The sequence below is a fragment of the Sphingomonas sp. SP3 genome (assembly GCF_058514305.1).
Genome location: NZ_JBZSOE010000001.1, coordinates 343,801 through 366,073, shown reverse-complemented (window position 1 = coordinate 366,073; position 22,273 = coordinate 343,801). Strand labels below are relative to the sequence as shown.

Annotated in this window: 24 protein-coding genes; 10 read left to right on the top strand and 14 right to left on the bottom strand. The window is 63.3% G+C overall.

The window, feature by feature from the left end:
* Positions 1–4 precede the first annotated feature (4 nt).
* Positions 5–1,273 (bottom strand): ATP-dependent Clp protease ATP-binding subunit ClpX, encoded by a 1,269-nt coding sequence (gene clpX / locus AC4K8G_RS02040; protein WP_491732517.1) that lies wholly within the window; start codon positions 1,271–1,273, stop codon positions 5–7.
* 429 nt (positions 1,274–1,702) lie between these two features.
* On the opposite strand from clpX, the gene AC4K8G_RS02035 reads away from it, so the two are divergent.
* Positions 1,703–2,026: a hypothetical protein gene (locus AC4K8G_RS02035; RefSeq protein WP_491732516.1), complete on the top strand. Its 324-nt coding sequence runs from the start codon at positions 1,703–1,705 to the stop codon at positions 2,024–2,026.
* Here AC4K8G_RS02035 and AC4K8G_RS02030 read toward each other — a convergent pair.
* The 7 genes from AC4K8G_RS02030 to dapA form a co-directional block, all read right to left on the bottom strand.
* Complete coding sequence (locus AC4K8G_RS02030; protein ID WP_491732515.1) at positions 2,016–2,759, bottom strand: alpha/beta hydrolase; 744 nt, start codon at positions 2,757–2,759, stop codon at positions 2,016–2,018. The two genes, AC4K8G_RS02035 and AC4K8G_RS02030, sit on opposite strands and share 11 nt — an antisense overlap.
* Positions 2,760–2,790: 31 nt before the next feature.
* Positions 2,791–3,144 (bottom strand): response regulator, encoded by a 354-nt coding sequence (locus tag AC4K8G_RS02025; RefSeq protein ID WP_491732514.1) that lies wholly within the window; start codon positions 3,142–3,144, stop codon positions 2,791–2,793.
* A gap of 41 nt (positions 3,145–3,185) precedes the next feature.
* Positions 3,186–5,570 (bottom strand): hybrid sensor histidine kinase/response regulator, encoded by a 2,385-nt coding sequence (locus AC4K8G_RS02020; protein WP_491732513.1) that lies wholly within the window; start codon positions 5,568–5,570, stop codon positions 3,186–3,188.
* A gap of 31 nt (positions 5,571–5,601) precedes the next feature.
* Positions 5,602–7,668, bottom strand: a complete 2,067-nt coding sequence (locus tag AC4K8G_RS02015; protein WP_491732512.1) for a M13 family metallopeptidase — start codon at positions 7,666–7,668, stop codon at positions 5,602–5,604.
* A 105-nt stretch (positions 7,669–7,773) separates the two neighbouring features.
* Positions 7,774–8,325 carry a DUF2062 domain-containing protein gene (locus AC4K8G_RS02010; RefSeq protein WP_491732511.1) on the bottom strand — a complete coding sequence of 184 codons (552 nt, stop codon included), beginning with the start codon at positions 8,323–8,325 and terminating at the stop codon, positions 7,774–7,776.
* Entirely contained in the window at positions 8,318–8,800 is a 483-nt protein-coding gene (smpB, locus tag AC4K8G_RS02005; protein WP_491732510.1) for an SsrA-binding protein SmpB, read from the bottom strand. The genes AC4K8G_RS02010 and smpB overlap by 8 nt, the downstream gene beginning before the upstream one ends.
* 6 nt (positions 8,801–8,806) lie before the next feature.
* A complete protein-coding gene (gene dapA / locus AC4K8G_RS02000) occupies positions 8,807–9,679 on the bottom strand; it encodes a 4-hydroxy-tetrahydrodipicolinate synthase (RefSeq protein WP_491732509.1) in 873 nt (290 codons plus the stop codon).
* An 81-nt stretch (positions 9,680–9,760) separates the two neighbouring features.
* On the opposite strand from dapA, the gene AC4K8G_RS01995 reads away from it, so the two are divergent.
* Together AC4K8G_RS01995 and greB are read left to right on the top strand one after the other, a co-directional pair.
* Complete coding sequence (locus tag AC4K8G_RS01995; RefSeq protein ID WP_491732508.1) at positions 9,761–11,713, top strand: lytic transglycosylase domain-containing protein; 1,953 nt, start codon at positions 9,761–9,763, stop codon at positions 11,711–11,713.
* 12 nt (positions 11,714–11,725) lie between these two features.
* Positions 11,726–12,202: a transcription elongation factor GreB gene (greB, locus tag AC4K8G_RS01990; protein ID WP_491732507.1), complete on the top strand. Its 477-nt coding sequence runs from the start codon at positions 11,726–11,728 to the stop codon at positions 12,200–12,202.
* Here the strand turns inward: greB and AC4K8G_RS01985 are convergent.
* Both AC4K8G_RS01985 and aspS read right to left on the bottom strand, forming a co-directional pair.
* Positions 12,199–12,915, bottom strand: a complete 717-nt coding sequence (locus AC4K8G_RS01985; RefSeq protein WP_491732506.1) for a polyphosphate kinase 2 family protein — start codon at positions 12,913–12,915, stop codon at positions 12,199–12,201. The two genes, greB and AC4K8G_RS01985, sit on opposite strands and share 4 nt — an antisense overlap.
* Positions 12,916–13,000: 85 nt before the next feature.
* Positions 13,001–14,776 (bottom strand): aspartate--tRNA ligase, encoded by a 1,776-nt coding sequence (gene aspS / locus AC4K8G_RS01980; RefSeq protein WP_491732505.1) that lies wholly within the window; start codon positions 14,774–14,776, stop codon positions 13,001–13,003.
* Between the two features lie 110 nt (positions 14,777–14,886).
* Between aspS and rnd the strand changes: the two genes are divergently transcribed.
* Together rnd and AC4K8G_RS01970 are read left to right on the top strand one after the other, a co-directional pair.
* Positions 14,887–16,080 (top strand): ribonuclease D, encoded by a 1,194-nt coding sequence (rnd, locus tag AC4K8G_RS01975; protein ID WP_491734392.1) that lies wholly within the window; start codon positions 14,887–14,889, stop codon positions 16,078–16,080.
* Entirely contained in the window at positions 16,073–16,366 is a 294-nt protein-coding gene (locus AC4K8G_RS01970) for an I78 family peptidase inhibitor (RefSeq protein ID WP_491732504.1), read from the top strand. The genes rnd and AC4K8G_RS01970 overlap by 8 nt, the downstream gene beginning before the upstream one ends.
* 4 nt (positions 16,367–16,370) lie before the next feature.
* Here the strand turns inward: AC4K8G_RS01970 and AC4K8G_RS01965 are convergent, their stop codons facing one another.
* Together AC4K8G_RS01965 and AC4K8G_RS01960 are read right to left on the bottom strand one after the other, a co-directional pair.
* Complete coding sequence (locus AC4K8G_RS01965) at positions 16,371–16,994, bottom strand: HdaA/DnaA family protein (protein WP_491732503.1); 624 nt, start codon at positions 16,992–16,994, stop codon at positions 16,371–16,373.
* Positions 16,991–18,277 carry a heavy-metal-associated domain-containing protein gene (locus tag AC4K8G_RS01960; RefSeq protein ID WP_491732502.1) on the bottom strand — a complete coding sequence of 429 codons (1,287 nt, stop codon included), beginning with the start codon at positions 18,275–18,277 and terminating at the stop codon, positions 16,991–16,993. The genes AC4K8G_RS01965 and AC4K8G_RS01960 overlap by 4 nt, the downstream gene beginning before the upstream one ends.
* A 65-nt stretch (positions 18,278–18,342) precedes the next feature.
* Here AC4K8G_RS01960 and purM point away from each other — a divergent pair, with 65 nt between their 5' ends.
* From purM to AC4K8G_RS01935, 5 genes are read left to right on the top strand one after another with little or no spacing between them, the layout of a single operon-like run.
* Positions 18,343–19,431: a phosphoribosylformylglycinamidine cyclo-ligase gene (purM, locus tag AC4K8G_RS01955; protein WP_491732501.1), complete on the top strand. Its 1,089-nt coding sequence runs from the start codon at positions 18,343–18,345 to the stop codon at positions 19,429–19,431.
* Positions 19,424–19,996, top strand: a complete 573-nt coding sequence (gene purN, locus AC4K8G_RS01950) for a phosphoribosylglycinamide formyltransferase (RefSeq protein ID WP_491732500.1) — start codon at positions 19,424–19,426, stop codon at positions 19,994–19,996. The genes purM and purN overlap by 8 nt, the downstream gene beginning before the upstream one ends.
* Entirely contained in the window at positions 19,993–20,349 is a 357-nt protein-coding gene (locus AC4K8G_RS01945; RefSeq protein ID WP_491732499.1) for an MmcQ/YjbR family DNA-binding protein, read from the top strand. Before purN ends, AC4K8G_RS01945 begins: the two co-directional genes overlap by 4 nt.
* Positions 20,346–20,840 (top strand): hypothetical protein, encoded by a 495-nt coding sequence (locus AC4K8G_RS01940; RefSeq protein WP_491732498.1) that lies wholly within the window; start codon positions 20,346–20,348, stop codon positions 20,838–20,840. Before AC4K8G_RS01945 ends, AC4K8G_RS01940 begins: the two co-directional genes overlap by 4 nt.
* Positions 20,841–20,894: 54 nt before the next feature.
* On the top strand, positions 20,895–21,332 hold the full coding sequence (locus tag AC4K8G_RS01935; RefSeq protein ID WP_491732497.1) for a DUF6265 family protein: 438 nt from the start codon (positions 20,895–20,897) through the stop codon (positions 21,330–21,332).
* On the opposite strand, the gene ndk is transcribed toward AC4K8G_RS01935, so the two are convergent.
* Together ndk and AC4K8G_RS01925 are read right to left on the bottom strand one after the other, a co-directional pair.
* Complete coding sequence (gene ndk / locus AC4K8G_RS01930) at positions 21,333–21,755, bottom strand: nucleoside-diphosphate kinase (protein WP_491732496.1); 423 nt, start codon at positions 21,753–21,755, stop codon at positions 21,333–21,335.
* A 75-nt stretch (positions 21,756–21,830) separates the two neighbouring features.
* A complete protein-coding gene (locus AC4K8G_RS01925; RefSeq protein WP_491732495.1) occupies positions 21,831–22,268 on the bottom strand; it encodes a DNA polymerase III subunit chi in 438 nt (145 codons plus the stop codon).
* Positions 22,269–22,273 lie beyond the last annotated feature (5 nt).

Genomic DNA, 22,273 nt, shown 5'->3' with positions numbered 1-22,273 from the left:
CCGCTCAGGCGGCGTCGTCGGCTTCCTTATCCTTGGTCGCATAGACCCGCACCGGGTCCTTGCGGCCTTCGACCACATCGCCATCGACATGAACTTCGTCGACGCCGTCCATCGATGGCAGGTCGAACATCGTGTCGAGCAGGATGCCTTCCAGAATCGAACGCAGGCCACGAGCCCCGGTCTTCCGCTCGATCGCCTTGACTGCGATTGAGTGAAGTGCGTCGTCGGTGAATTCGAGCTGGACGTCTTCCATGTCGAACAGCTTGGCATATTGCTTGATCAAGGCGTTCTTCGGTTCGACCAGGATCTTCACCAACGCCGTCTCGTCCAGGTCCATGAGCGTCGCGATCACCGGCAAACGGCCGACGAACTCGGGGATCAGGCCGAATTTGAGCAGGTCCTCCGGTTCGCAATGCTGGAGGACTTCGCCGGTCTTGCGTTCGTCCGGTGCGGCGACATGCGCGCCGAAGCCCATCGACTTGCCCTGCATCCGGTCGGAAATCAGCTTTTCCAGGCCCGCGAAGGCGCCGCCGCAGATAAACAGGATGTTGGTCGTGTCGACCTGCAGGAACTCCTGCTGCGGGTGCTTGCGCCCGCCCTGCGGCGGAACGCTGGCGGTCGTGCCTTCCATCAGCTTGAGAAGCGCTTGCTGGACGCCTTCGCCCGACACGTCGCGGGTAATCGAAGGATTGTCCGACTTGCGGCTGATCTTGTCGATTTCGTCGATGTAGACGATGCCGCGTTGCGCCTTCTCGACGTTGTAATCGGACGCCTGAAGCAGCTTGAGGATGATGTTCTCGACGTCTTCGCCGACGTAGCCGGCTTCGGTCAGCGTCGTCGCGTCGGCCATCGTGAAAGGTACATCGAGGATGCGTGCCAGGGTCTGTGCGAGCAGGGTCTTGCCGCAGCCCGTCGGGCCAATCAGCAGGATGTTGGACTTCGCGAGCTCAACCTCATTGCTGCCCTTCGAGCCATGCGACAGGCGCTTGTAATGGTTGTGAACGGCGACGGAGAGAACGCGCTTCGCACGATCCTGGCCGATCACATAATCGTCTAGGACCTTGCAGATCTCGGCCGGCGTCGGGACGCCGTCGCGGGTCTTGACCAGCGCCGACTTCGATTCCTCGCGGATGATGTCGTTGCACAGTTCGACGCACTCATCGCAGATGAACACCGTCGGCCCGGCGATCAGCTTCCTGACCTCGTGCTGCGACTTGCCGCAGAATGAGCAGTAGAGGGTGCTCTTGCTGTCGCCGCCTGAAAGCTTGGTCATTCCCGTCCTTGTTATTGCGGCCACGAGCGGCCGTCCTCTGATGGGCATGCTAGCCCGCTTTATGCCACAATCAACTCTGCTGGATTGTTAACGTCCCCCGCCAGTCGATTGCTCCTTTGATATCAAGAATATGGATAGAGCGCCTCCCCCTCGCAAGGGGAAGATGTCACAGATTGAGACACTGCGGGCCGGCCATAGCCATTGGGAGGCCCGTTGAACCCTTTCCGTTCAATTTAACACCGACCGATCGAAAGAATTCGCCTGCGCGTCAGCCCAGTGCCCCATCACGCAGGCGAAGAGGCGCTCGCAATCGCGCCAGAGATCGCGAGCGCCTCACACTTCGCCGTAATCAGGAAATTTAATGTGAACCTCAGCGTCCGCAGGCCGGACTCCTATGCAGTGGGGCGGGCTCGATTGAGGAGAAACTCCATGAAAAAGCTAATCACATTCTTGGCCGCGACGGTCATTGCAATTGCACCTGATATGGCTTTGGCGAAGCCACCCACGCAACAATCGGCTCCCACGGCCCCAACCTCTTCGCCCTTCGATCACACTGGTCAGCCCGACCAGTCTTGCGAGGACGATCCATTTCAGCCGGGCAACTCCGTGACGGCACCGGGATCCGCGTTCAATCCGGACGGTGTATCGGGTTCGGTCTATGCGGGTGAGCAGCCCGGTATCAACGACAAGAACGACCATTCGGTGTCCCAGTACGACACCGCCTGCGCCCGCAATCAGTCGCCTAACGGCTAAGCGTGTCCAGCGCTTCGCGCATGGCGGCCTGGAAATCAGACCTGGCGTAGATGTCGTTATGCCCGGCGCGGGCGATGGTGCGGTCGAACTTCAGCCGCTTGATTCGCTCGCGCAAGGCGTCCGTGCGCGCGGCGAGAACGATCTCGTCGCGATCGGCGGCAATGACCGCAACCGGCACGTCGATACCGACGATTGCGCTTGCCGCGTCGATTTCGTGATCGAAAAACGGGCCGATCGGCAGCCACGGGTACATCGACTGGGCCACCGCCTTCAGTGAATCGAACGGCGTCACCAGGATCAAGCCGTCGACCTTGCGCTTCGTGGCAAGCTCCGCGGCGATGCCGCTGCCGATGCTGAATCCGACTGCGATGATCCGCGCCGGCTTCAGCCGCTCGTCCGCCAAATCGAGGACCAGCGGCGCATCGGCGATCAGCCCTTCGGCAGACGGTGACCCGGTCGACGGCGCATATCCACGATAGTGAAACGCCACGACCTCATCGTTTGGAAAGAGCTGATGCAGATATTCGGCGACGTCCTGCCCGTTCCAAGCGTTACCCCCGAAGCCGAGGATGAGGGTTCGCTCGCCTTTTGGTTCGTCCGCCGGAATGTGAATGCCGACGAGCTTCTTGCCGTCTGGCGTGTCCAGGAAAAGCTGGTCGGCGCCCTTCGGCATTGGTCCTGCCCGCGGCACGGCATGCGTCGGGAAGATCAGGTGGGACTGGAATTCGAACATGGGTGCGATGGGCGATATTCGCCCGAAAGCCTTAGGCCGCGAAGGCTGCTTCGATCGCCGGGGTGACCCGATCGACGGTGTACGGCTTCTCGATCACCGGCGCGTCATTGAACTCGGGCGGCGGCGGATCGACGTGGCCACCCGTAGCGATCACAAACGGCACGTTCTTCTCGCGCAGCTTGGTGGCGACCGGCCACACATTCTCGCCCTTCAGATTGACGTCGAGGATGGCGAGATCGAACCCGCCCTTCTCAACCTCGGTGAGTGCGCACTGCACCGTGTCGCAGGTTCCACGCACCTTATGGCCAAGGGAATCGAGAAAATCCTCGAGCATCATCGCGATCAGCGGCTCGTCTTCGACGATCAATATGGAACGCGCACCCATGTCGCGCTCGCATAGAGGGCGCGGGGAAAAGCGCAAATAGCTTATTTGGTGCCCATCGCCCGGCGCGCCGCCTCCGCGAGGTCGGTTACGGAGAAGGGCTTGGGCAGGAAATTGACGTTCTCAATATCGATCGAGTTCCTCAACTGCTCTTCGGCATAGCCCGACATGAAGAGGATCTTGATGTCCGGCCGGCTCTTACGCGCTTCCCGGACAACGGTCGGCCCGTCCATACCCGGCATCACCACGTCGCTGATCAGCAGGTCGATGTTCTCGCCTTTGGCGAGGTGCTCGAGCGCTTCTTCGCCATTGTCCGCCGTGATCACCTGGTAACCGTGGCGGGTGAGCGCACGCTCGGCAACGGCGCGAACCATCGGTTCGTCCTCGACCAACAGGACGGTCCCGCTGCCCCATAGCTCGTCCTTTTTCCCCCTGTCCACCTTGCGCGATCGGGTCGCGGCCGCTTCTTCGTGGTGGACGGGGAGGTAGATGACGAAGCGCGTGCCCTCCCCGACCTTTGAATCGGCGAAGATGAACCCGCCCGACTGCTTCACGATGCCGTAGACGGTCGAGAGACCCAGGCCGGTGCCTTTGCCCACCTCCTTGGTCGTGAAAAAGGGCTCGAACACCTTGCCGAGGATGGTTGCCGGAATACCGACGCCCGTGTCCGTAACCGACAGCGCGCTGTAATCGGCGATCGGCAGGATGTCGGAGCCGAGCTCCGCCACCTGGTTGGCCTTGACCGAATAGGTCTGGATGGTGAGCGCGCCGCCCCCCTTCTCGGCCATCGCGTCGCGCGCGTTGACGGCCAGGTTGACGATCACCTGTTCGAGCTGGCCGGGGTCGGCCCGCACCGGTCCGAGGTTGCGGCCGTGTTTTACCACGAGCTCCACCGTCTCACCGAGCAGGCGCTTGAGGAGATGCGAGACCTCCGACACCACATCGGGCAGCTGCAGCACCTGCGGGCGCAGCGTTTGCTGGCGGGAGAAAGCAAGCAATTGTCGCGTCAGGCCGGCCGCTCGATTAGAGTTCGACTTGATCTGCTGGATGTCGTCATAGTCGCTGTCGCCTGGCGTGTGCCGCATCAGCATGAGGTCGCAGTGGCCGATGATCGCGGTCAGGATGTTGTTGAAGTCGTGCGCGACGCCGCCCGCCAGCTGCCCGACCACCTGCATCTTGGTGGCCTGGGCGACCTGCCGCTTGAGCTTGGCTTCCTCGCTATTGTCCTTGAGCAGCAGCAGCACCGGCGCATCGCCGATACCGCGCAACCCGGCGATCGTGAGCGCGACGGGTTCGCCCGGCTGGTGAATGAGCCGGACGGCGAGATCGCCTGACATGGCTGGACCCCGCGCATTGCGTCGTACCGCATCTGCGACCGCGGCTTTGTCCTCCTTGACCACGAGGTCGCCGGGATAGGAGGGCATCGTTGTGCCTTTCAGGCCCGCCGCTTTGCGGAAGGTCTGGTTCATCGTGAGGAACCGCCCGTCTCGGTCGACCAGGGCGAGCCCGACAGGAAGGACGTCGAGGAGCGTCTGCAGGTTAGCCGAATTAGCTACCGACGGACCCGAGCTGCTGTCGAAGAGCAACAGCGTACCCGCACCGCTCGATACGGCCGGATCCACGGGGACGTGAACCGCACGCAAGGAGATAGCGCCCTCCCCATCCGCGATCACCCGCGCTTCGCCGCCCTCGCCCGACTGGATCAGCGCCTTGAGGCGCGCGCCTTGCGCGTCATTGTCCTGAATTCCCGTCCGCTCAACGAACAAGCGGTTAGCGCCCAGAATGCGGCTTTTTTCATCGATGACGGCAGCCATGACCCCGGCTTCCGCAAATCGCTCGCCGGCAAGGCCCTGTACTCGGTTGATGGCCGCCGTCAGCGGATCCGGCGTCGGCGGCTCGGGAAAGCGCCACAGCAGCAGTTCACCCTGCGCGCCAACCCGCTCGACCTCGACCGGGCTCGTCCCGGCAGCCGTTGCAATCCGCGCTACGCAGCCGGCGCCGTCTCGCCAGGCCATGGTCCGCGCGAGCTCCAGCCCCTCGCGCGCTTCGTCGTCAGACGCCAAGGACAGCGGCGCCCGATTGTCGCCAAAACGCTCGCGGTAAGCCGCGTTGACGATCAGCACCGATGCTTCGCTGTTGGTCAGCGCAGTCGGTTCACGGCTGAGCGACAGCGCCGATCCAAGAAGCGAAAAGTCCGGCCCGACCATGAGTGGTTCACTGGGAATGCTTAGCCGCGGCGTCCTTGCATAGGCCCAGACCGCGCCGGCAAGCCCCGCCAGCGCTGCGATCGCGGCGAGCGGCATGCGATCGAGCAGCAGTAAGAGGGCGGCCAAGCTGAGGGCTGCGGCCCCAATTAGCGCGGGCGCGAGCCATCTCCCCCAGCCATCGAGCCGGGAAGAACCTAATGCGGGCAGCCTTTGGTGCAGCATGCTGGCAGTATCCTACCAGCAATGCCGCGTCCTACCAGATGCGGACGCGTTGCTCCGGCGTCAGGTACAGTTTTTGCCCCGGTGTCACGCCGAACGCTTGGTACCAGGGGTCGAAATTGCGAACGATGTCGGAGCGGAATTCGCTGGGCGCGTGCGGATCAGTGAGGAGCCGCGAGCGCAGATTCGCTTCGCGATAGTTGCGGCGCCAACCTTGCGCCCAGGCGAGGTAGAAACGCTGGTCCCCCGTCGTCCCGTCGATGACCGGTGCTTCCTTACCGCCGAGCGACGCGTGGTAGGCATCATACGCGCTAAGTACGCCGGCTAGGTCGCCGATGTTCTCACCGAGCGTGAATTCGCCCTTCACATGTGCACCCGGAAACACCTCATAAGCATCATATTGATTCACAAGATTCTCTGACAAGCGTTTGAAACTGGCCACATCTTTGGGTGTCCACCAGTCAACCAGATTGCCGCTGGCGTCATACTTGGAGCCCTGGTCGTCGAAATGGTGGCTCATCTCGTGGCCAATGACGGATCCGATACTACCGTAGTTGACCGCCGGATCCGCATTGGGATCGAAAAATGGCGGCTGAAGGATCGCGGCCGGGAAGGTGATTGCGACCAGGCTGAAATTCGCCTGGGCGTTGACCGTCATTGGATCGAGGCCCCATTCCCACCGCATCACGGGCTTGCCGAGCTTACCGATGTTCCAGTCGTGGCCCCATTGATTGGCCCGCATAGCATTACCGAACAAATCATCTGCCCGCACGTCGAACGTGTAATCGTGCCACTGGTCCGGATAGCCAATGCGGGGCGTGAAGGCCGCTAGCTTTGCCTTCGCCTTCACCTTGGTCTCAGGCGCCATCCAACTCAAATTATCGATGCGATGACCCATCGCCGTGATGATGTTGCCGACGAGCTCCTGCATCGCCGCCTTCGATTCGGGCGGAAACCACTTGGCCACGTAAACTTTCGAGACGTCGTCGGTGAGGATGTTGGTCGTAAAATCGACCGCGCGCTTCCAGCGCGGCTGCAGCTGGGGCGTGCCGTTTAGCTTGGTGCCGTAGAAAGCGAAGCTCTCCTCGGTTACTGCCTTGGGCAAGACGTCCGAATAGGCATCCAGCGAATTTACGATCAGCTGGTCCTTCAGAACCTGGAGCGGAACCTTGGCGGACAGCGCAGCGATGCTCTTGAACGCGCTCGGCTCTGCGACGAGCAACTCATCGACGTTGGCTCCTCGCGTGGTGAGGTAGGCTGCCCAGTCAAAACCCGGCGCGAGCTTCTTGAGCTGAGCCAAAGTCATCCGGTTGTAGGTCTTGGTCGCGTCGCTGACGTCCTCGCGGGTCCAGGAAACCTTCGCGATGCTCGTTTCAAAGGCCATGATTGCTTTGGCGCGCGCCGCCGCATTGCTCTCGCCCGCCAGGGTGAGCGTATTGGTCAGGTGATCGACATATGCCGCGCGAATGGAAACGAAGTTCGCATCAGGCAGCAAATACATGTCGCGATCCGGCATGCCGAGGCCCGCCTGGCTCAGCCCGGTGATATAGACATCGCTGTGGCGGTCATCTTGGCCGACGCCGCCGCTGAACAAACCGCCGACGCCATTCCGGGCAGCGTGCGCCGCAAGTACCGCATATCCAGACCGGCTCTTGAGGCCGCGGATCTCGTCGAGCCAAGGCTGAATTGGGGTCAGGCCCTTGGCTTCGACCGAGGCTTCGTCGAGGAAGCTTGAGAATGCGGTGCCGATCCGGCTGTTTGGATCGGCTTTCGCTGCATCGAGAATGTCGCGAACCCGCTGCTGACTGGTGTCCTGCAGCGCGGTGAAGGAGCCGTAATTCGACTTGTCCGCCGGGATAGGCGTGTTCTTCGCCCAGGTGCCATTGGCAAACCCGTAGAAATCGTCACCCGGCCGAATGCTCGTGTCCATTCCGCCGGTGTCGAAGCCGTACGTTCCGATCTGGGCCTTCGGAGCCGGCGCTGCCTCGGGCGGCGCGACGACAGCAACCGGCACTTCCGCGATCGGCGGCGGCGGCAGTGGTCGCGAAACGCATCCCGCGAGCGCGGTGGTGACCAGTGCGAACGACAAAACTCGACCCATGAAATTTCCCCTCAAAACCTATTGGTGGGGCGTTGCGCGTGGGTGGCGAGGCTGGCCATCCGCAATCGACGACCGCTCCTTTCCTCGCTGCGAACGGGCAAACGGTTAGCTGCGCGCCATCCGCCGTTGCCGCCACCTGCTGGTAAGCCATGAACGCCAGGCGATCGAGGACGCAAAGTAACCAATCCCGGCTGACGCGATCGCGATGGTCAAAATCCCGAGCGCGATCGATCCAGACGCTTGGTGGATCCAGAACAGCAGCCTGCTGAGCTCGCTCGAGAAGCGCTCGGCGTCCGCGGGATTGACGATCTTGTCATGGTGAAGCTCCCATGACCCGATGCGATAGGCGGCCACGTACATGAAAGGGATGGTCAGCGGATTGACCACGAGGGTGAATATTGCGGCGACGGCTACATTGGCGCGGGCCGGAATCGCTAGCAGTGCCGCAATCGCCGTGTGCATCACCGGGATGATGACGGCGACGAACAGTCCGAGCGCCACACCCCTTGGCACCGAACGGTGAGTCATCCGCCACAAAGATGGGTGCTTTAGGTGCGGCGCGAAGGGACGAAGCAGCCGGTAATGATGAACCGTATCGCGGGTCGGGATATGGCGCGTCAGCCACTTCATGCGCACTGCCTGACCGGCCTCAGCCATTATGCCGCAGGAGCCGCTGTTGCTCCCGCTTCCAGTCGCGTTCCTTGATGGTCTCGCGCTTGTCGTGCACCTTCTTGCCCTTCGCCAGCGCCAGCTCGACCTTCGCTCGACCCCTGCCATTAAAATAAATGGACAGGGGAACGAGGGTCAGGCCCTCCCGTGCCACCGCCCCGTGGAGCTTGGCGATTTCCCGGTTCTTGAGCAACAACTTCCGGGGGCGCCGCGGCTCGTGGTTGAGGCGATTGCCGTGACTATATTCCGGAATATGGCTGTTGATCAGCCAGATCTCGTCGCCCTCGACGGTCGCGTAGCTCTCGGCGATCGATCCTTCCCCGTGACGCAGCGACTTAACTTCGGTGCCGGCAAGCTGAATGCCCGCCTCGAACCGCTCCTCGACGAAATAGTCGAAGCGCGCGCGGCGGTTTTCGGCCACGACCTTTTGCTTGTCGAAAGGGGCTGCGAGCGGCTTCGCCATTTGGACCTAGATCAGCCCCGCGTGCTGGAGCGCAGCATCGACGGCTTTTCGCGAAGCTTCGGACGGCGGAGTCATCGGCGGCCGCAGCTCGGCCGGGAAATTGGGCCTTACCTTGGCCACGGCATATTTCACCGGCCCCGGGGACGCGTCACTGAACAGCGCTGCATGGAGCGGATAAAGCTGGTCCTGCAGCTTGAGGGCGTCTTCCCAACGGCCTTCCTTGGTCGCTTTCTGGAAGTCCGAGCACAATTTCGGCGCGACGTTGGCGGTAACCGAAATGCACCCCGTTCCACCCATCGCATTGAAGCCCAGGGCCATGTCGTCGTTACCGCTCAGCTGGATGAAGTCGGCGCCGCAGGCCAAGCGCTGCGCTGACACGCGCGCAAGATTGCCCGTGGCGTCCTTGACCGCGATGACATTCGGCAGTTTCGCCAGCCGGCCCATCGTTTCGACGGCGATGTCGGTGATGGTGCGCGACGGCACGTTGTAGAGCACGACCGGGATTCCCTGATCCGCAACCGCTAACAAATGAGCGTAAATCCCGTCCTGGTTCGGACGGTTGTAGTAGGGCGGCACATGCAGGGCGGCGTCAGCCCCTGCTTCTTTCGCATTGCGGGTCAGCGCAATGGCATGGGCCGTATTGTTCGACCCGCAGCCGGCGATGACCGGCACCCGGCCAGCAGAAACCTCGACTGCGATCTCAATCACTCTGCGATGCTCATCGTCTGACAAGGTCGCGCCTTCGCCCGTCGTTCCGCACGGGACCAGCGCATTGCTACCTTCGGCGATCTGCCATTCGACGAAGTCAGCAAATGTGTCTTCCGCGACACGCCCGCCCGAAAAGGGTGTCACAAGCGCCGGAATCGAGCCGAAAAACATGAACTTGTCTCCGTAAATGGGAGTTTCGGGTGTACTTTACGGCCCGCGTGTTCAGGGCCTGATAAGGAGCGGGGACGCACGATGTCCAGCATGTGGCGTGTTGCTGTAATTCTTCCAGTGCTGCTGGGCGCTGCTTCGTCGAGCTCGGCGCAATATCAGGCCGCGACCGCTTATCCGGCCACGGCCGCTCCCAGCATTACCTCGTCGATCAGCGACTGGCGAACCTTGCGGGCGAACAGCAATTATCGCTTCGCCGATTATGCCCGCTTCCTGAATGCCAACCCTGGGTGGCCCGATGACGCAAAGATGCGGCGCTGGGCCGAAGAAGCCATGCAGCCTGGCGAGAATGCGGGAGTTGTGTTCGCATTCTACGCCAACGCAAAGCCGCAAAGTGGGAATGGCTGGGCCCGGCTGACGGATGCCTATGCTGCCAGCGGACGTATGACCGATGCGCTAGCCGCAGCCCGGGAGGCTTGGGCGTCTCGTGACCTCACCAGCACGGATGAGCAGGCGATCTGGAGCCGGTACGGCGGCAGCTTCACCACCGCCGATCACGATCGCCGGGTCGACGCGCTGCTGTTCGCCAAGGACCCGGACGACGCAGCGCGGTTCTATTCGATGACCGGCATTGCGCGTCGCGCTGCGTTCGCCGCGAGGATCGCGATGCAGCGCAAGGCTGCCGATGCCGACGCGCTCTACCAGGCCGCGATGAGCCAGGTGACGACCGACCCCGGGCTGATGATGGACCGCGCCCGCTACCTTCGCGCCAAGGGCTATGACCAAGCTGCGCGCGACCTCGCGGCCAGGGAGCATCATTTCGCTTATCCTGCCGCCGACGCCGATCGATTCTATGAGATGCTGCTAATCCTCGCGAGTGATGCGGCGCAGGACCGTCAGTGGGCCATCACCTACAACATCACGCGTCACCTGCGCGATGCCCTGCCCGCGGGCACCGACATAAACACCCTGCCCTTGGATCTCCGCGACACTTACACCAGCCTTGCTTGGCTCGGCGGCACGACAGCGCTCGACCGCTTGAACCGACCCGAAGGCGCGGTCGCTTTGTTCGACGCTTATGGTCAGGGCGGCAAATCGCTGCAGGTCCAAACAAAGGGCAACTACTGGGCCGGGCGGGCTGCGCTTGCGGGTGGCCACTTCCAGGAAGCGAATGCCTACTTCCAGCGCGCCGCCGCTTACCCGGAGCTATTTTACGGCCAGCTTGCGCTTGAGCGACTGGGGCGCTCGGTGACCGCGCCACCGCAAGCCACGACGCAATATGTGACCACCGCGGCCCAACGCAGCGCCTTCTACAATCGCCGCCTGGTCCAGGCGGTGCGCGCGCTCCAGAACAGCTCGACTGAACAGGCCCTGTTTGTGAAGGCGCTCGCGGAATCGCTCGACACTGACGCCGACCGCAACCTGGCGGTCGAGCTTGGCCAGCAAATTCGCCGGCAGGACCTTGCGGTGTGGACAGCGCGCATGGCTCGGGTGAAGGGATCGATGTTCTACGTCCGCCAGGCCTATCCCACTCTTCCGGCGACGGTGTCATCGAATCTGTGGTCGCTTGCCCACGGGATCAGCCGTCAGGAAAGCTCATTCGACCCCTATGCGGTTAGCCATGCGGGCGCTCGGGGGATGATGCAGCTCATGACCGGCACGGCGCGCGAGCAGGCCGGCAAGATGAACGTATCCTACGACAGCTACCGGCTGATCAGCGACCCCAGCTACAACGTGATGCTTGGGTCGGCATACTTCCAGCGCATGCTGAACATCTGGGATGGCAACATCCCGCTCGCCGTTGCCAGCTACAACGCGGGGTCGGGAAACGTCAGCAAGTGGGTGCGGCAATATGGTGACCCGCGCGGCCGCGTGGACGTCCTGAAGTGGATCGAGGCGATCCCCTTCACGGAGACGCGGTCCTACGTGCAGCGGGTTATCGAAAACAGCGTGGTCTATGATTCCATGCGCGGCGGCCAGTCGCCGCAAACCGCGATGCACGTGTCGCGCTATCTGGGTAAGAACCGCCCGGGCTGATAATCGCCCGCAATGGCTGACCGCTACATTACGCCCGAAGGGTTCGCCCGCATTCGCGCCGAATATGAGGAGCTGTTCGGCGTGGAGCGGCCGGAGGTCGTCGAGATTGTGTCTTGGGCCGCTTCGCTCGGCGACCGCTCGGAAAATGCCGACTGTCTCTACGGGAAGAAAAGGCTGCGGGAGATCGACCGCCGCCTGTCACATCTCGCGCGCATCATGAAATCTGCAAAGGTCGTCGATCCTTCCAAGCAGCAGGACCGGGCCCAAGTGCGCTTCGGCGCGACCGTGGAACTGGCGGATGAAGATGACCAGCGCCGCACCCTGACCGTCGTCGGCGATGACGAAGCGGACGCCACGCAGGGCCGCATTGGCTGGAGCGCACCCCTTGCCCGCGCCCTGGTCGGCGCGAAGGTCGGCGAAGAGCGAATCGTTCGTCTTCCTGCGGGCGAAAAGTCCTATGAGGTGATGAAGATCAGATACCCGGCTTAGGCGCGCACAGGCGCGGCCACGAGGTGAGGTAGTTCGGCCGGCATCGCTTCAGACCAGGCATCCGAGATGGCGCTTAGCGCAGCAATCGCCGCAGCTTGTTCGTCATTGCCGTCGATCATGATCCAAGGCGACCAGCGGGTGTCCGAATTGGCCTTAAGGGCCTCAAAGGCCCGAGCATACGCGGGGTTGTCGATCCTGATTGGTTCTTCGCGGCTCGCACGTGCCCACGGGCTCAGCGCGCGCTGCTCGATCCGCTGCTGCTGAACTTCGGCACTGACTTCGAAATACAGCTTCACGATCAACGTTCCATAGTCACGCTGCTGAGCCTCGAACTCGTTGATCTCGTCGAATGAGCGGGCGACCATGTCCTGGTCGATGCGGCTCGAAATCCGGTCATCGAGCACGCGCAAATACCAGCTGCGATAGAAGATGGCGGTGTTGCTTGCGCTCGGAAGCGAGCGCCAGAAGCGGGCGAGCCAGTGGCCATCTGAGGCTTCGCGGCGGTCGAAGCCGATCGAATGTACCGCTACGTGACACGGGTCGAAGGCCGCCGCGAGCTGACGCAACGCATATTTCTTGCCGGACCCTTCGGGACCCTCCAGCAGAATTATCGCTCGGCGGTGGTGCGCAATCTGCGCAAGCTGCAACTCCGCGAGATGATCGCGCAGCGCGGCAAGGGCAGACCCTTTTTCCTGATACGCGTCGTTCCCCACGGAGCGGAAACTAGAGGGCGGCCGAGGTCGCGACAATCCAACTGGAGCGTCGAACGGAGCAATTTCGTCCCGTTTTGAGCCGGTTTTAGCTCGGCTGGACGATCCGGATGTGCAGTTCCTTCAACTGCTTGTCCATCACTTCGGACGGCGCATTCATCATCAGGTCCTCCGCCTTCTGGTTCATCGGGAAGAGGATGACCTCGCGGATGTTGGGTTCGTCGGCGAGCAGCATGACGATGCGGTCGATGCCCGGCGCCGATCCGCCGTGCGGCGGCGCGCCGAACTTGAAGGCGTTGATCATGCCCGCGAAGTTGGTGTCCACTTCCTGCTGCGAATAGCCGGCGATTTCGAACGCCTTGTACATGATGTCGGGGCGGTGGTTCCGGATCGCTCCCGAGCTTAGCTCAACGCCGTTGCAGACGATGTCATATTGCCAGGCGAGGATCTCGAGCGGGTCCTTGGACTCCAGCGCCTCCATTCCGCCCTGCGGCATCGAAAACGGGTTGTGGCTGAAGTCGACCTTCTTCTGCTCGTCATTATATTCGAACATCGGGAAGTCGACGATCCAGCAGAAGCGGAAGGTTCCCTGCTCGATGAGGTCAAGCTGCTCGGCGACGCGCGTCCGGGCCGCACCCGCAAGTTTGGCGGCTTCCTCTTCCTTGCCTGCGGCGAAGAAGATGCCGTCGTCCGGGCCCAGGCCCATCTCGTCGGCGATCCGGTTCATTCCCTCTTCGCCATGGTTCTTGGCGATCGGGCCGCCCCATTCGCCGCCCTTGCGAGTCGCATAGCCGAGGCCGGCAAACCCTTCGCTCCGCGCCCACTCGTTCATATCGTCGAAGAACTTGCGGCTCTTCTCGGCGGTGCCGGGTGCGGGCACGGCGCGGACAACCGCGCCTTTTTCCACCAAGCCGGCGAACAGCCCGAACCCCGAGCCTTTGAAATGGTCGCCAACGTCGCCGATCAGCAGCGGGTTGCGCAGGTCCGGCTTGTCTGACCCGTACTTGAGCAGCGCTTCCTTGTACGGGATGCGCGGATATTCGCCGGCGGGAGTGACAGACTTGCCGTTCGCGAATTCCTCGAACACGCCCGAAAGCACCGGCTCGATCGCGTTGAACACGTCGTCCTGCGTGACAAAGCTCATTTCGAAGTCGAGCTGATAGAACTCGCCGGGCGAACGATCGGCGCGAGCATCTTCGTCGCGGAAGCAGGGCGCGATCTGGAAATAGCGGTCGAAGCCCGCGACCATGATCAGCTGCTTGAACATCTGCGGCGCCTGCGGGAGCGCGTAGAATTTGCCCGGATGGACGCGGCTCGGAACGAGATAATCGCGTGCGCCTTCGGGGCTGCTCGCGGTCAGGATCGGAGTCTGAAATTCGGTGAAGCCCTGGTCGATCATCCGGCGGCGAATCGACGCGATGACCGCCGAACGCAGCATGATGTTGGCATGGACCTGCTCCCGGCGGAGGTCGAGATAGCGGTACTTAAGCCGAATCTCCTCCGGATAATCCTGTTCGCCGAAAACCGGCATCGGCAGTTCGGCCGCAGTCGACTGGACCGTCACTTCGCCTGCGCGCACTTCGATCTCGCCGGTCGGTAAATTCGCGTTCACGGTCTCGGCGGAGCGGGCAACCACTTCGCCCTCGATCGTAACGACCGACTCGACCCTGATCCGATCGAGCGTCTTGAAGGCCGCCGATTCTGTGTCGGTAACGATCTGCGTGATCCCGTAATGGTCGCGGAGATCGACGAACAGCAGGTGGCCGTGGTCACGCTTGCGGTGGACCCAACCCGAAAGGCGGACCGTTTTGCCAACGTCGCTCAGGCGCGGCGCGGCACAGGTATGGGTACGATAGGCGTGCATGTGGAACGTCAGCTTTCTGCTTCGAATATGGGTGGAAAAGCGCGCGCCGCGCTTCAAGGCGGCAAAGCCTTTTGTCAACCCGCGAGGGCGGAGCTATGGGCCTTGCAGACATGCGTATCCATCCGTTGATTACCAAGTCGGACGACCTGAAAGCACTGGTCGACCGCCTCAAGAAACACCCGTTCATCGCCGTGGACACGGAGTTCATGCGCGAGAACACCTATTGGCCGGATCTCTGCCTGATCCAGGTGGCGAGCAGCGAAGAAGCCGCTGCCATCGATCCAAAGGCCGAGGGCATCGACCTCAAGCCGTTGCTCGAGCTGTTTGTGAAGAATGAGGATGTGCTCAAGATCTTCCATGCCGGCGGGCAGGACCTCGAAATCATTCACAATCTGACCGGTACGGTCCCCCATCCTTTGTTCGACACGCAGATCGCGGCGATGGCGCTCGGGCACGGCGAGCAAATCGGCTATTCGAACCTAATCGAGAGCCTGCTTGGCCATAGCCTCGACAAGGGCGCGCGCTTCACGGACTGGGGCCGCCGTCCCCTCGACAAGCGCCAGATCGATTATGCGATCGCGGACGTCACCCACCTCGCGACGATCTTCCCACGCATGGTCGAGAAATTGAAAAAGACCGGCCGCGGCGATTGGCTCGATGAAGAAATGGAACGGCTGGCCGATTCGTCCAGCTTCGCTTTCCCTCCGGAAGACGCGTGGAAGCGCCTAAAACTGCCGAGCCGCAACCCGGCCGTGCTGGGACGACTGAAGGCCCTCGCCGCGTGGCGCGAGACCGAAGCGCGAACCAAGAACCTACCGCGCGGCCGAATCATCAAGGACGATACGCTGAACGAAATCGTCCTTCATCCGCCCAAGAACCAGGACGATCTGGGCCGTGTCCGCGGGCTCTCTGCGGGATGGCGGAACAACGACATTGGCGCTCGCCTGATTGCCGCGGTCAATAATGCGAAGCCGCTGGAGGCTGGCGAAATGCCCGATCGGGAACCGCGCCGCCCGGGCCTGACCAAGGATGCTGCCCTGGTCAGCGACCTGCTGAAGCTGCTGCTGAAGATCCGTGCCAAGGAGACCGGCGTGGCAGCGCGGTTGATCGCTCGTTCGGATGACCTCGAGGCACTTGCCGCCGGCGTGCGCAAGAACCTCAATATCCTTTCGGGCTGGCGCTACGAACAGTTTGGCAAGGATGCCCTCGACCTGGTCGAAGGCCGCCTCGCCTTCGCGATCGAAAACGGCAAGCTTAAAATGAGCCGGTTGATGCAGCCGGCAGAGGAGACCGTCGATGCGTAATTTCGGCCTGTTTACCCCTCTCCTGCTCGCGGCCTGCGCCGCTGCGCCCGCGCAAACGCCGATCCACGGAGAGGTCCCCGGCTACACCTGCGATGCTGCCGGCACGGATCAATATACCGGTCAGGCGGCCACCCAAGAAACCGGCGCCGCGATCATGCGCGCGACTCATTCGGCCAACCTTCGGTGGGTACGGCCGGGAATGATGGTGACCATGGAATTCAGCCCGAGCCGGGTCACCGTGCGCATCGGACCCGACGGAAAGATCAACACGATCAACTGCGGTTAGGTGTTTAGGCAGCCTCGCCAATCATTCGCGCTTCGATCAGCGCTCGCCGGATCGTCGGCAAGGACAGCCGCGCCCGCTCGGCAATAGCGAACCGATCAACCGCCTCGACCGCCCGTTCGACGGTCCAGTAATCGCGGTGGAGGCGCTCGGCCATGAAGCGAAGCGCCTCAGGAGGAATGTGAAGGCCGCGGTCGGCGAAGAACAGCTGGATCAGCGCCGCGAACAAGGCGTCGTCCGGATGGCCGATCCTGGTCACGGGGGTGACCGCGAGCCGGGTCTTGAGGTCGGGTAGCCGCGGCGCCCAGGCAGGCGGTGCCTCATCCGCGATCATGACCAGCGGGCGGCCGCTGTCCTGTGCCTGGTTCCAGGCGTGGAACAGCTCCTCCTCGTCGCGGCTTTCAGCTTCGTCGAATAGGCGGCCGCCAACGCGCTCGATGAAGCTTCGCCCAAGCAAGGTGCGCCCCGACCGCCTCGGGCCCGTCAAGATGGTCGCCTTAACCGGCCACATGCTCCAGCGCGCGAAATGTTCGAACGCCTCGCGATTGGCGTCGGTGACGATGAACCTCGCATCGCCTTCGGTCTGCGGCCAGTCGAGCGGCAGCGCGATCTGGTCGGAGCCCTGCTTCATTTCTTCCCGGGCGGCTGGCTTGGCTGCGGCTGGGGTTGGGGCTGTTGCGGCGGTGTTGCGGCCGGTTGCGGCGGCGGCGGGAGCGCCGGCGGCTTCTCCGATGAAGACTTCATCGTGACCACCGTCCCGGACGTCCCGACGATCCAGCCCCGCGCGCTCAGTGCGGCGGCAAGCTGGCTGATGTCGCCCTTGAACTGCACGAGTACGTAGCTGGTGCCTGCCGGATTGATCTGCTGCGGTGTCGCCGACTGGATCCCCGGCAAAGTGCGCAAGTGCGCCATGGCGAAATTATAAACGGTTACGTCCTTGCCGCTTATCTGCACCTGGTAAGCATTGGTCGCCGCATTGGTGACGACCGGCGCTTCGGCCGGAAGCTCCTGAATCGGTGGCGGCGGGAGGTTCAGCGAGCTGTCGCGCTGGAGTTGGCCGGCCGCGAGCGCTTGCGCGAACAATTGATCCATTCGTACCGCGCCTTGTGCCATCATCGCCGGGATCGCGTCGCTGTTGGCTGCAGTCAGCGTGAATCCGCCGACAATCTCATTGTCCGGGCCATGGCGCCCGATGAATCGCGCGACGGCGGGGCCACCAGGATAAGCGCGCTGTATCTGGACCTCCGCGACGAGGATGTCTGCGGCCCCGTACAGGTCGATCAGGTTGCGCCACCACCCACGACCGGGGCGAACCGTCTGCGCCGCATTGATCAGCATCGGGTCGGCACCCATGCCGCTCACCCGCACATAATCGATCGGGCTTTGCGAGGTGCGGAACTGCGCCCATGCACGCTGCCACAGGTTCCTGAGCTCGACGCTCGTCTCGGTGCCCGCGGTGATGGTGATTGGGATGAGCAGCATCGGCTGCGACCGGCTGATCTCCCCGCCTTCGACGCCAAGGAACGCCGCGGCGCGGGCGCGGTCGAACAGCACGCCAAGGTCGGCGATGTACCGGTTGGGTCCGATCTGCTCGCGCTCGACGTTGATCGAGCTGACGATCTGGTCGAGCGTTCCGTCCGGCAGGTTCGGCGCTTGCTCGATCGGCGCATTGTGCATCTTCGCCCACAAAGCGCGGAAGCCCTGGCGCTGGGCGATGCGCCATCCGGCGAAGCGTGCCGATTGCGCATCCGCCCCACCGACGTCGACATGGATGCCGCCGATATCCAGCGTGCCGGAGCTGTCCAGCGGGAGGATCCCGCGGTCGCCCGTTTCCATCTGCGCGTAGAGCCCGCCCGATACACCGAGCACGGCGAGCAGAAGCAGGACGGGGACGATGAAGCGGGCGCGAAGCATTCGCTCGGCCTTTTGGCGACAACGGCGTGGAAATCCAAGCGGCTTGTCTCTAGTGGCCGCTTCCAATGAGCCAAAAACCGCTGACCTATGCCGGAGCCGGCGTCTCGATCGATGCCGGCAATGCGCTGGTGAAAGCCATTGGCCCCCTCGCCCGCTCGACCGCGCGCCCCGGTGCCGATGCGGAGCTCGGCGGGTTCGGCGGCTTCTTCGACCTCAAAGCCGCGGGCTACTTGGATCCGTTGCTTGTCGCGGCCAACGATGGCGTCGGGACCAAGCTCAAGCTGGCGATCGACACCGGGCGGCACGACGGCGTCGGCATCGACCTCGTCGCGATGTGCGCCAATGACCTCGTCGTGCAGGGCGCGGAGCCGCTGTTCTTCCTGGATTATTATGCGACCGGGAAGCTCGAGCCGGCAGTCGCATCGGCGGTGGTCGCCTCCATCGCCGAGGGATGCCGCCAGGCCGGCTGCGCGCTGATCGGCGGCGAAACCGCGGAAATGCCCGGCATGTATACGGGCGGCGACTATGACCTCGCGGGTTTCTGCGTCGGCGCGGTCGACCGCGACAAGGTGCTGACGGGCGAGGACATCGCGCCGGGCGACTTCATTCTCGGGCTGGCTAGCTCGGGCGTTCACAGTAACGGCTTCAGCCTCGTGCGGCGGATCGTCGAGCAGGAAGGCTGGGACCTTGGGCAAGACTTCCCGAGCCTCGGCAAGACGCTCGGCGACGCATTACTGGAGCCGACGCGGATCTACGTCCGCGCGCTGCTGCCACTCGTGCAGCAAGGCAAGATCAAGGGGCTGGCGCATATCACCGGCGGCGGGCTGCTCGAGAATATCCCGCGCGTGCTCCCGGACAACTGCCATGCGAAGGTCGAAGCGAATCGCTGGGACCTGCCCGCGATCTTCGGCCTGCTCCAGCAAGGCGGGCGCCTTGCGCCTGACGAATTAGCGCGGACGTTCAACTGCGGTGTCGGCATGGCCGTGATCGTTGCACCGGAAGAGGCGCCGGAAGTCTCGTCCGTCCTCGAAGGCGCGGGCGAAACGGTGTTCGAGATCGGGCGGATCGAGGCGGGCCAACACGGCTGCACCGTCGGTGGCCAGACGGGAACCTGGGGCAGCTCCGAGGATTGGTCCGTAACGCATCATGCGTGACCCCCAAAGGGACCCGCGCCGCGTTGCGATCCTGATTTCCGGGCGCGGCAGCAACATGCGGGCGCTCGTCGATCAGGCCCGCGACTATGAGGTGGTCCTCATCGCGTCGAACAAACCGCAGGCCGCTGGACTGGAGTGGGCGCGCGACCGCAACCTCCCTACCTGGGCTCTGGACAGCAAGGAGATGGCGAAGGAGGAGTTCGACCGGGTGCTGAGCGGCGTACTCCAAGAGCATGGCGTCGGCACGATCGCGCTCGCGGGGTTCATGCGCATCCTCTCGCCACGTTTCGTTTCCGATTGGGCCGGTCGGATCGTCAACATCCACCCATCGCTGCTACCCAAATATCGCGGGCTCGACACCCATGCGCGGGCGATCGCGGCGGGCGACACGGTCAGCGGCTGCTCGGTCCACGTGGTGACGGAAGAGCTCGATGCCGGCGACGTGCTGGGCCAGGCGGAAGTCCCGCTGAAACCGGATGACACGCCCGACAGCCTCGAGCAACGCGTGCTCGCCGCGGAACATGATCTGTACCCGAAGATTTTGAGCGAGTTCGTGAAACGATGAGCCACGCCCTCGACCAGGTTCGCGCAGCGGCGCTGGAATTGCCCGAGACCGAGGAGCGCGTTTCGCACGGGCAGCCGACCTTCTTCGTCGCCGGCAAGCAGTTCGCTCAGTTCCGCGACAACCATCATGGCGACGCGAAGACGGTGGTGTGCGTGCGGGTCAGCAGCCTCGACGAGCAGGCGATGCTGCTCGATGCCGATCCGGAGACTTATTCGAAGCCGGCCTATTTGCCGACGTGGCTATCGATCACCATCGCGGGAGATGACGTAGACTGGGGCCATGTCGCGGATCGCATTGCGGCAAGCTGGGAGCTTGCAGCGCCGGCACGCTTGCTCGAAGCTGGGGGTCGATGAGCGATTCTGAAAACCGCCGCCGCTGGGTGACCCTGGGCGAAATTATCGCGCTACTCGCGCTCGTCGTGTCCGCGGCCGGCCTGTGGCTCACTTGGAAGAGCAACAACGAGGACAAGACCACCAAGGTGGTCGAGCAGAAGCAGGCGATCCCGCTCACGCTGCGCGGCAAGGCGGTCAGCGACGGTCGAGCGCTGTCGATCGAACCGGTTGAGGCGAGCCATGCGCTCGAATCACTGACTGTGACGATCAAGGGCGCCTCGCCGATCCAAGTCGGCAGCGACGGGGAGCTTAGCGCCAGCGACGTCGAGACCGCGCTCAAGGCGCGAGACGAGGACAAGGGCGCTCACAGCGTGCCCGTGCGGCTCAGCGCGCGCTACGTCGAAATGGGCAAGGACCGCACCGGCGGCGGGACCTACATCCTGCGCTACCGCTGGGAGGGTGGTGGCCTGTTCGGCGGCCGCTCGCTCAAGCTGACCGGGTTCGGCCGCTAGCGACTGTTCTTCGTTCGATGTAAATCGCGCGGGACCGATCAGGGGGGAGAGGCCATGCTCGCAGCTTTGCTCATAGCGGCAGCGCAGGCGACCGCGATGCCCAGCTTTCTCGGCGGCTGCTGGGAAGAACGGCGCGCGGACGAGGCTTGGACCGAGGAGTGCTGGACCGACACGCGCGGCGACCTGATGCTTGGCGCGGGACGCGACGGAAAGGGCAACAAGGTCCGCAATTGGGAATGGATGCGGATCGAGCGCGCGGCCGACGGGACCGTACAGTTCTGGGGCTCGCCAAAGGGCGCCGCGGCGGTGCCATTCAAGGTCGCCGCGAGCGACGACAAGTCGATCACCTTCGTCAACGCCAGCCACGATTATCCGCAGCGCGTCGCGTACCGGCTAACCGACACGGGACTCGATGCCGAAGTCTCGCTTGCCGACGGCAGCAAGCCCCATCGCTGGAGTTACCGGAGAACCGCTGGCTCCCCGGAGCATTAATCAGCCGACGATTTCTACCGGCTTGAAGAAGAAGGCGATTTCGGTCGCCGCATTCTCGTCGCTGTCCGAACCATGGACCGAATTGGCCTCGATCGATTCGGCGAGCGCCTTGCGGATCGTTCCCTCCGCGGCGTCGGCCGGGTTGGTCGCGCCCATCACGTCGCGGTTGCGCTTCACGGCGTCCTCGCCCTCGAGCACCTGAACTACGACCGGACCTGACGTCATGAAGGTGCACAAATCGTTGTAGAACGGCCGCTCCTTGTGGACCGCATAGAAGCCCTCGGCCTGGTCGCGGGTCATGTGGATGCGCTTCGAAGCGACGACGCGCAGGCCCGCTTCCTCCAGCATCTTGGTGACAGCACCGGTGAGGTTGCGGCGGGTGGCATCGGGCTTGATGATCGAAAAGGTGCGCGTCACGGCCATGACCGGGCGATCTCCTGTAAATTGGCTGTTGGAATTGATGCGCCGCCTAGCCGCGCGGGGCGCGCTCGACAAGCCTCACGCCTGTTGTTTCCACTTCCCGTCGACCTGCGCCCAATAGCGCCGATCGACCCCTTCGCGGCCGGACAGCAGCTTCCAGGCGAGACGGGCGCCTTCGAGCGTGGCGTCGTCGAACAGGTAGAAGCTCCGATCATAGGTGAGTGCCGCATCGCGCCACTCGCCGTCGGCGATCAGCATATTGCGGGCGAGATTCGGCGCATCGGGGCTGGTTGAGAGCAGGATCGGCTGGCGGGAATCGTCGGTTCCACCCGCAATGCCATGAGGCATGAAGCTGTCGGGCCTCTGATCCCACAAGATCCGGTCAAGCTTCGCCAGGTACGCTTCGTCGCCCGCGACGATCAGCAAACGCCCGTCACTGTCGAGAACCTTCTCGGCAATGCTGGCAATTACCTGTTCGGGCGGCGATCCTGCGAGCTGATAGAAATCGACCTGCACGCCAG

Bases quoted from the DNA above. Each gene is read 5' to 3' on its own strand.
- AC4K8G_RS01995 (WP_491732508.1), top strand. From the start codon at position 9,761: ATGTCCAGCATGTGGCGTGTTGCTGTAATTCTTCCAGTGCTGCTGGGC.
- AC4K8G_RS02025 (WP_491732514.1), bottom strand. From the start codon at position 3,144: ATGGGTGCGCGTTCCATATTGATCGTCGAAGACGAGCCGCTGATCGCG.
- aspS (WP_491732505.1), bottom strand. From the start codon at position 14,776: ATGCACGCCTATCGTACCCATACCTGTGCCGCGCCGCGCCTGAGCGAC.
- AC4K8G_RS02035 (WP_491732516.1), top strand. From the start codon at position 1,703: ATGAAAAAGCTAATCACATTCTTGGCCGCGACGGTCATTGCAATTGCA.
- greB (WP_491732507.1), top strand. From the start codon at position 11,726: ATGGCTGACCGCTACATTACGCCCGAAGGGTTCGCCCGCATTCGCGCC.
- rnd (WP_491734392.1), top strand. From the start codon at position 14,887: ATGCGTATCCATCCGTTGATTACCAAGTCGGACGACCTGAAAGCACTG.
- AC4K8G_RS01960 (WP_491732502.1), bottom strand. From the start codon at position 18,277: ATGCTTCGCGCCCGCTTCATCGTCCCCGTCCTGCTTCTGCTCGCCGTG.
- purN (WP_491732500.1), top strand. From the start codon at position 19,424: ATGCGTGACCCCCAAAGGGACCCGCGCCGCGTTGCGATCCTGATTTCC.
- purM (WP_491732501.1), top strand. From the start codon at position 18,343: ATGAGCCAAAAACCGCTGACCTATGCCGGAGCCGGCGTCTCGATCGAT.
- AC4K8G_RS01935 (WP_491732497.1), top strand. From the start codon at position 20,895: ATGCTCGCAGCTTTGCTCATAGCGGCAGCGCAGGCGACCGCGATGCCC.
- AC4K8G_RS01945 (WP_491732499.1), top strand. From the start codon at position 19,993: ATGAGCCACGCCCTCGACCAGGTTCGCGCAGCGGCGCTGGAATTGCCC.
- AC4K8G_RS02010 (WP_491732511.1), bottom strand. From the start codon at position 8,325: ATGGCTGAGGCCGGTCAGGCAGTGCGCATGAAGTGGCTGACGCGCCAT.
- AC4K8G_RS01965 (WP_491732503.1), bottom strand. From the start codon at position 16,994: ATGAAGCAGGGCTCCGACCAGATCGCGCTGCCGCTCGACTGGCCGCAG.
- AC4K8G_RS02020 (WP_491732513.1), bottom strand. From the start codon at position 5,570: ATGCTGCACCAAAGGCTGCCCGCATTAGGTTCTTCCCGGCTCGATGGC.
- smpB (WP_491732510.1), bottom strand. From the start codon at position 8,800: ATGGCGAAGCCGCTCGCAGCCCCTTTCGACAAGCAAAAGGTCGTGGCC.
- AC4K8G_RS01970 (WP_491732504.1), top strand. From the start codon at position 16,073: ATGCGTAATTTCGGCCTGTTTACCCCTCTCCTGCTCGCGGCCTGCGCC.
- ndk (WP_491732496.1), bottom strand. From the start codon at position 21,755: ATGGCCGTGACGCGCACCTTTTCGATCATCAAGCCCGATGCCACCCGC.
- clpX (WP_491732517.1), bottom strand. From the start codon at position 1,273: ATGACCAAGCTTTCAGGCGGCGACAGCAAGAGCACCCTCTACTGCTCA.
- AC4K8G_RS01940 (WP_491732498.1), top strand. From the start codon at position 20,346: ATGAGCGATTCTGAAAACCGCCGCCGCTGGGTGACCCTGGGCGAAATT.
- AC4K8G_RS02030 (WP_491732515.1), bottom strand. From the start codon at position 2,759: ATGTTCGAATTCCAGTCCCACCTGATCTTCCCGACGCATGCCGTGCCG.
- dapA (WP_491732509.1), bottom strand. From the start codon at position 9,679: ATGTTTTTCGGCTCGATTCCGGCGCTTGTGACACCCTTTTCGGGCGGG.
- AC4K8G_RS02015 (WP_491732512.1), bottom strand. From the start codon at position 7,668: ATGGGTCGAGTTTTGTCGTTCGCACTGGTCACCACCGCGCTCGCGGGA.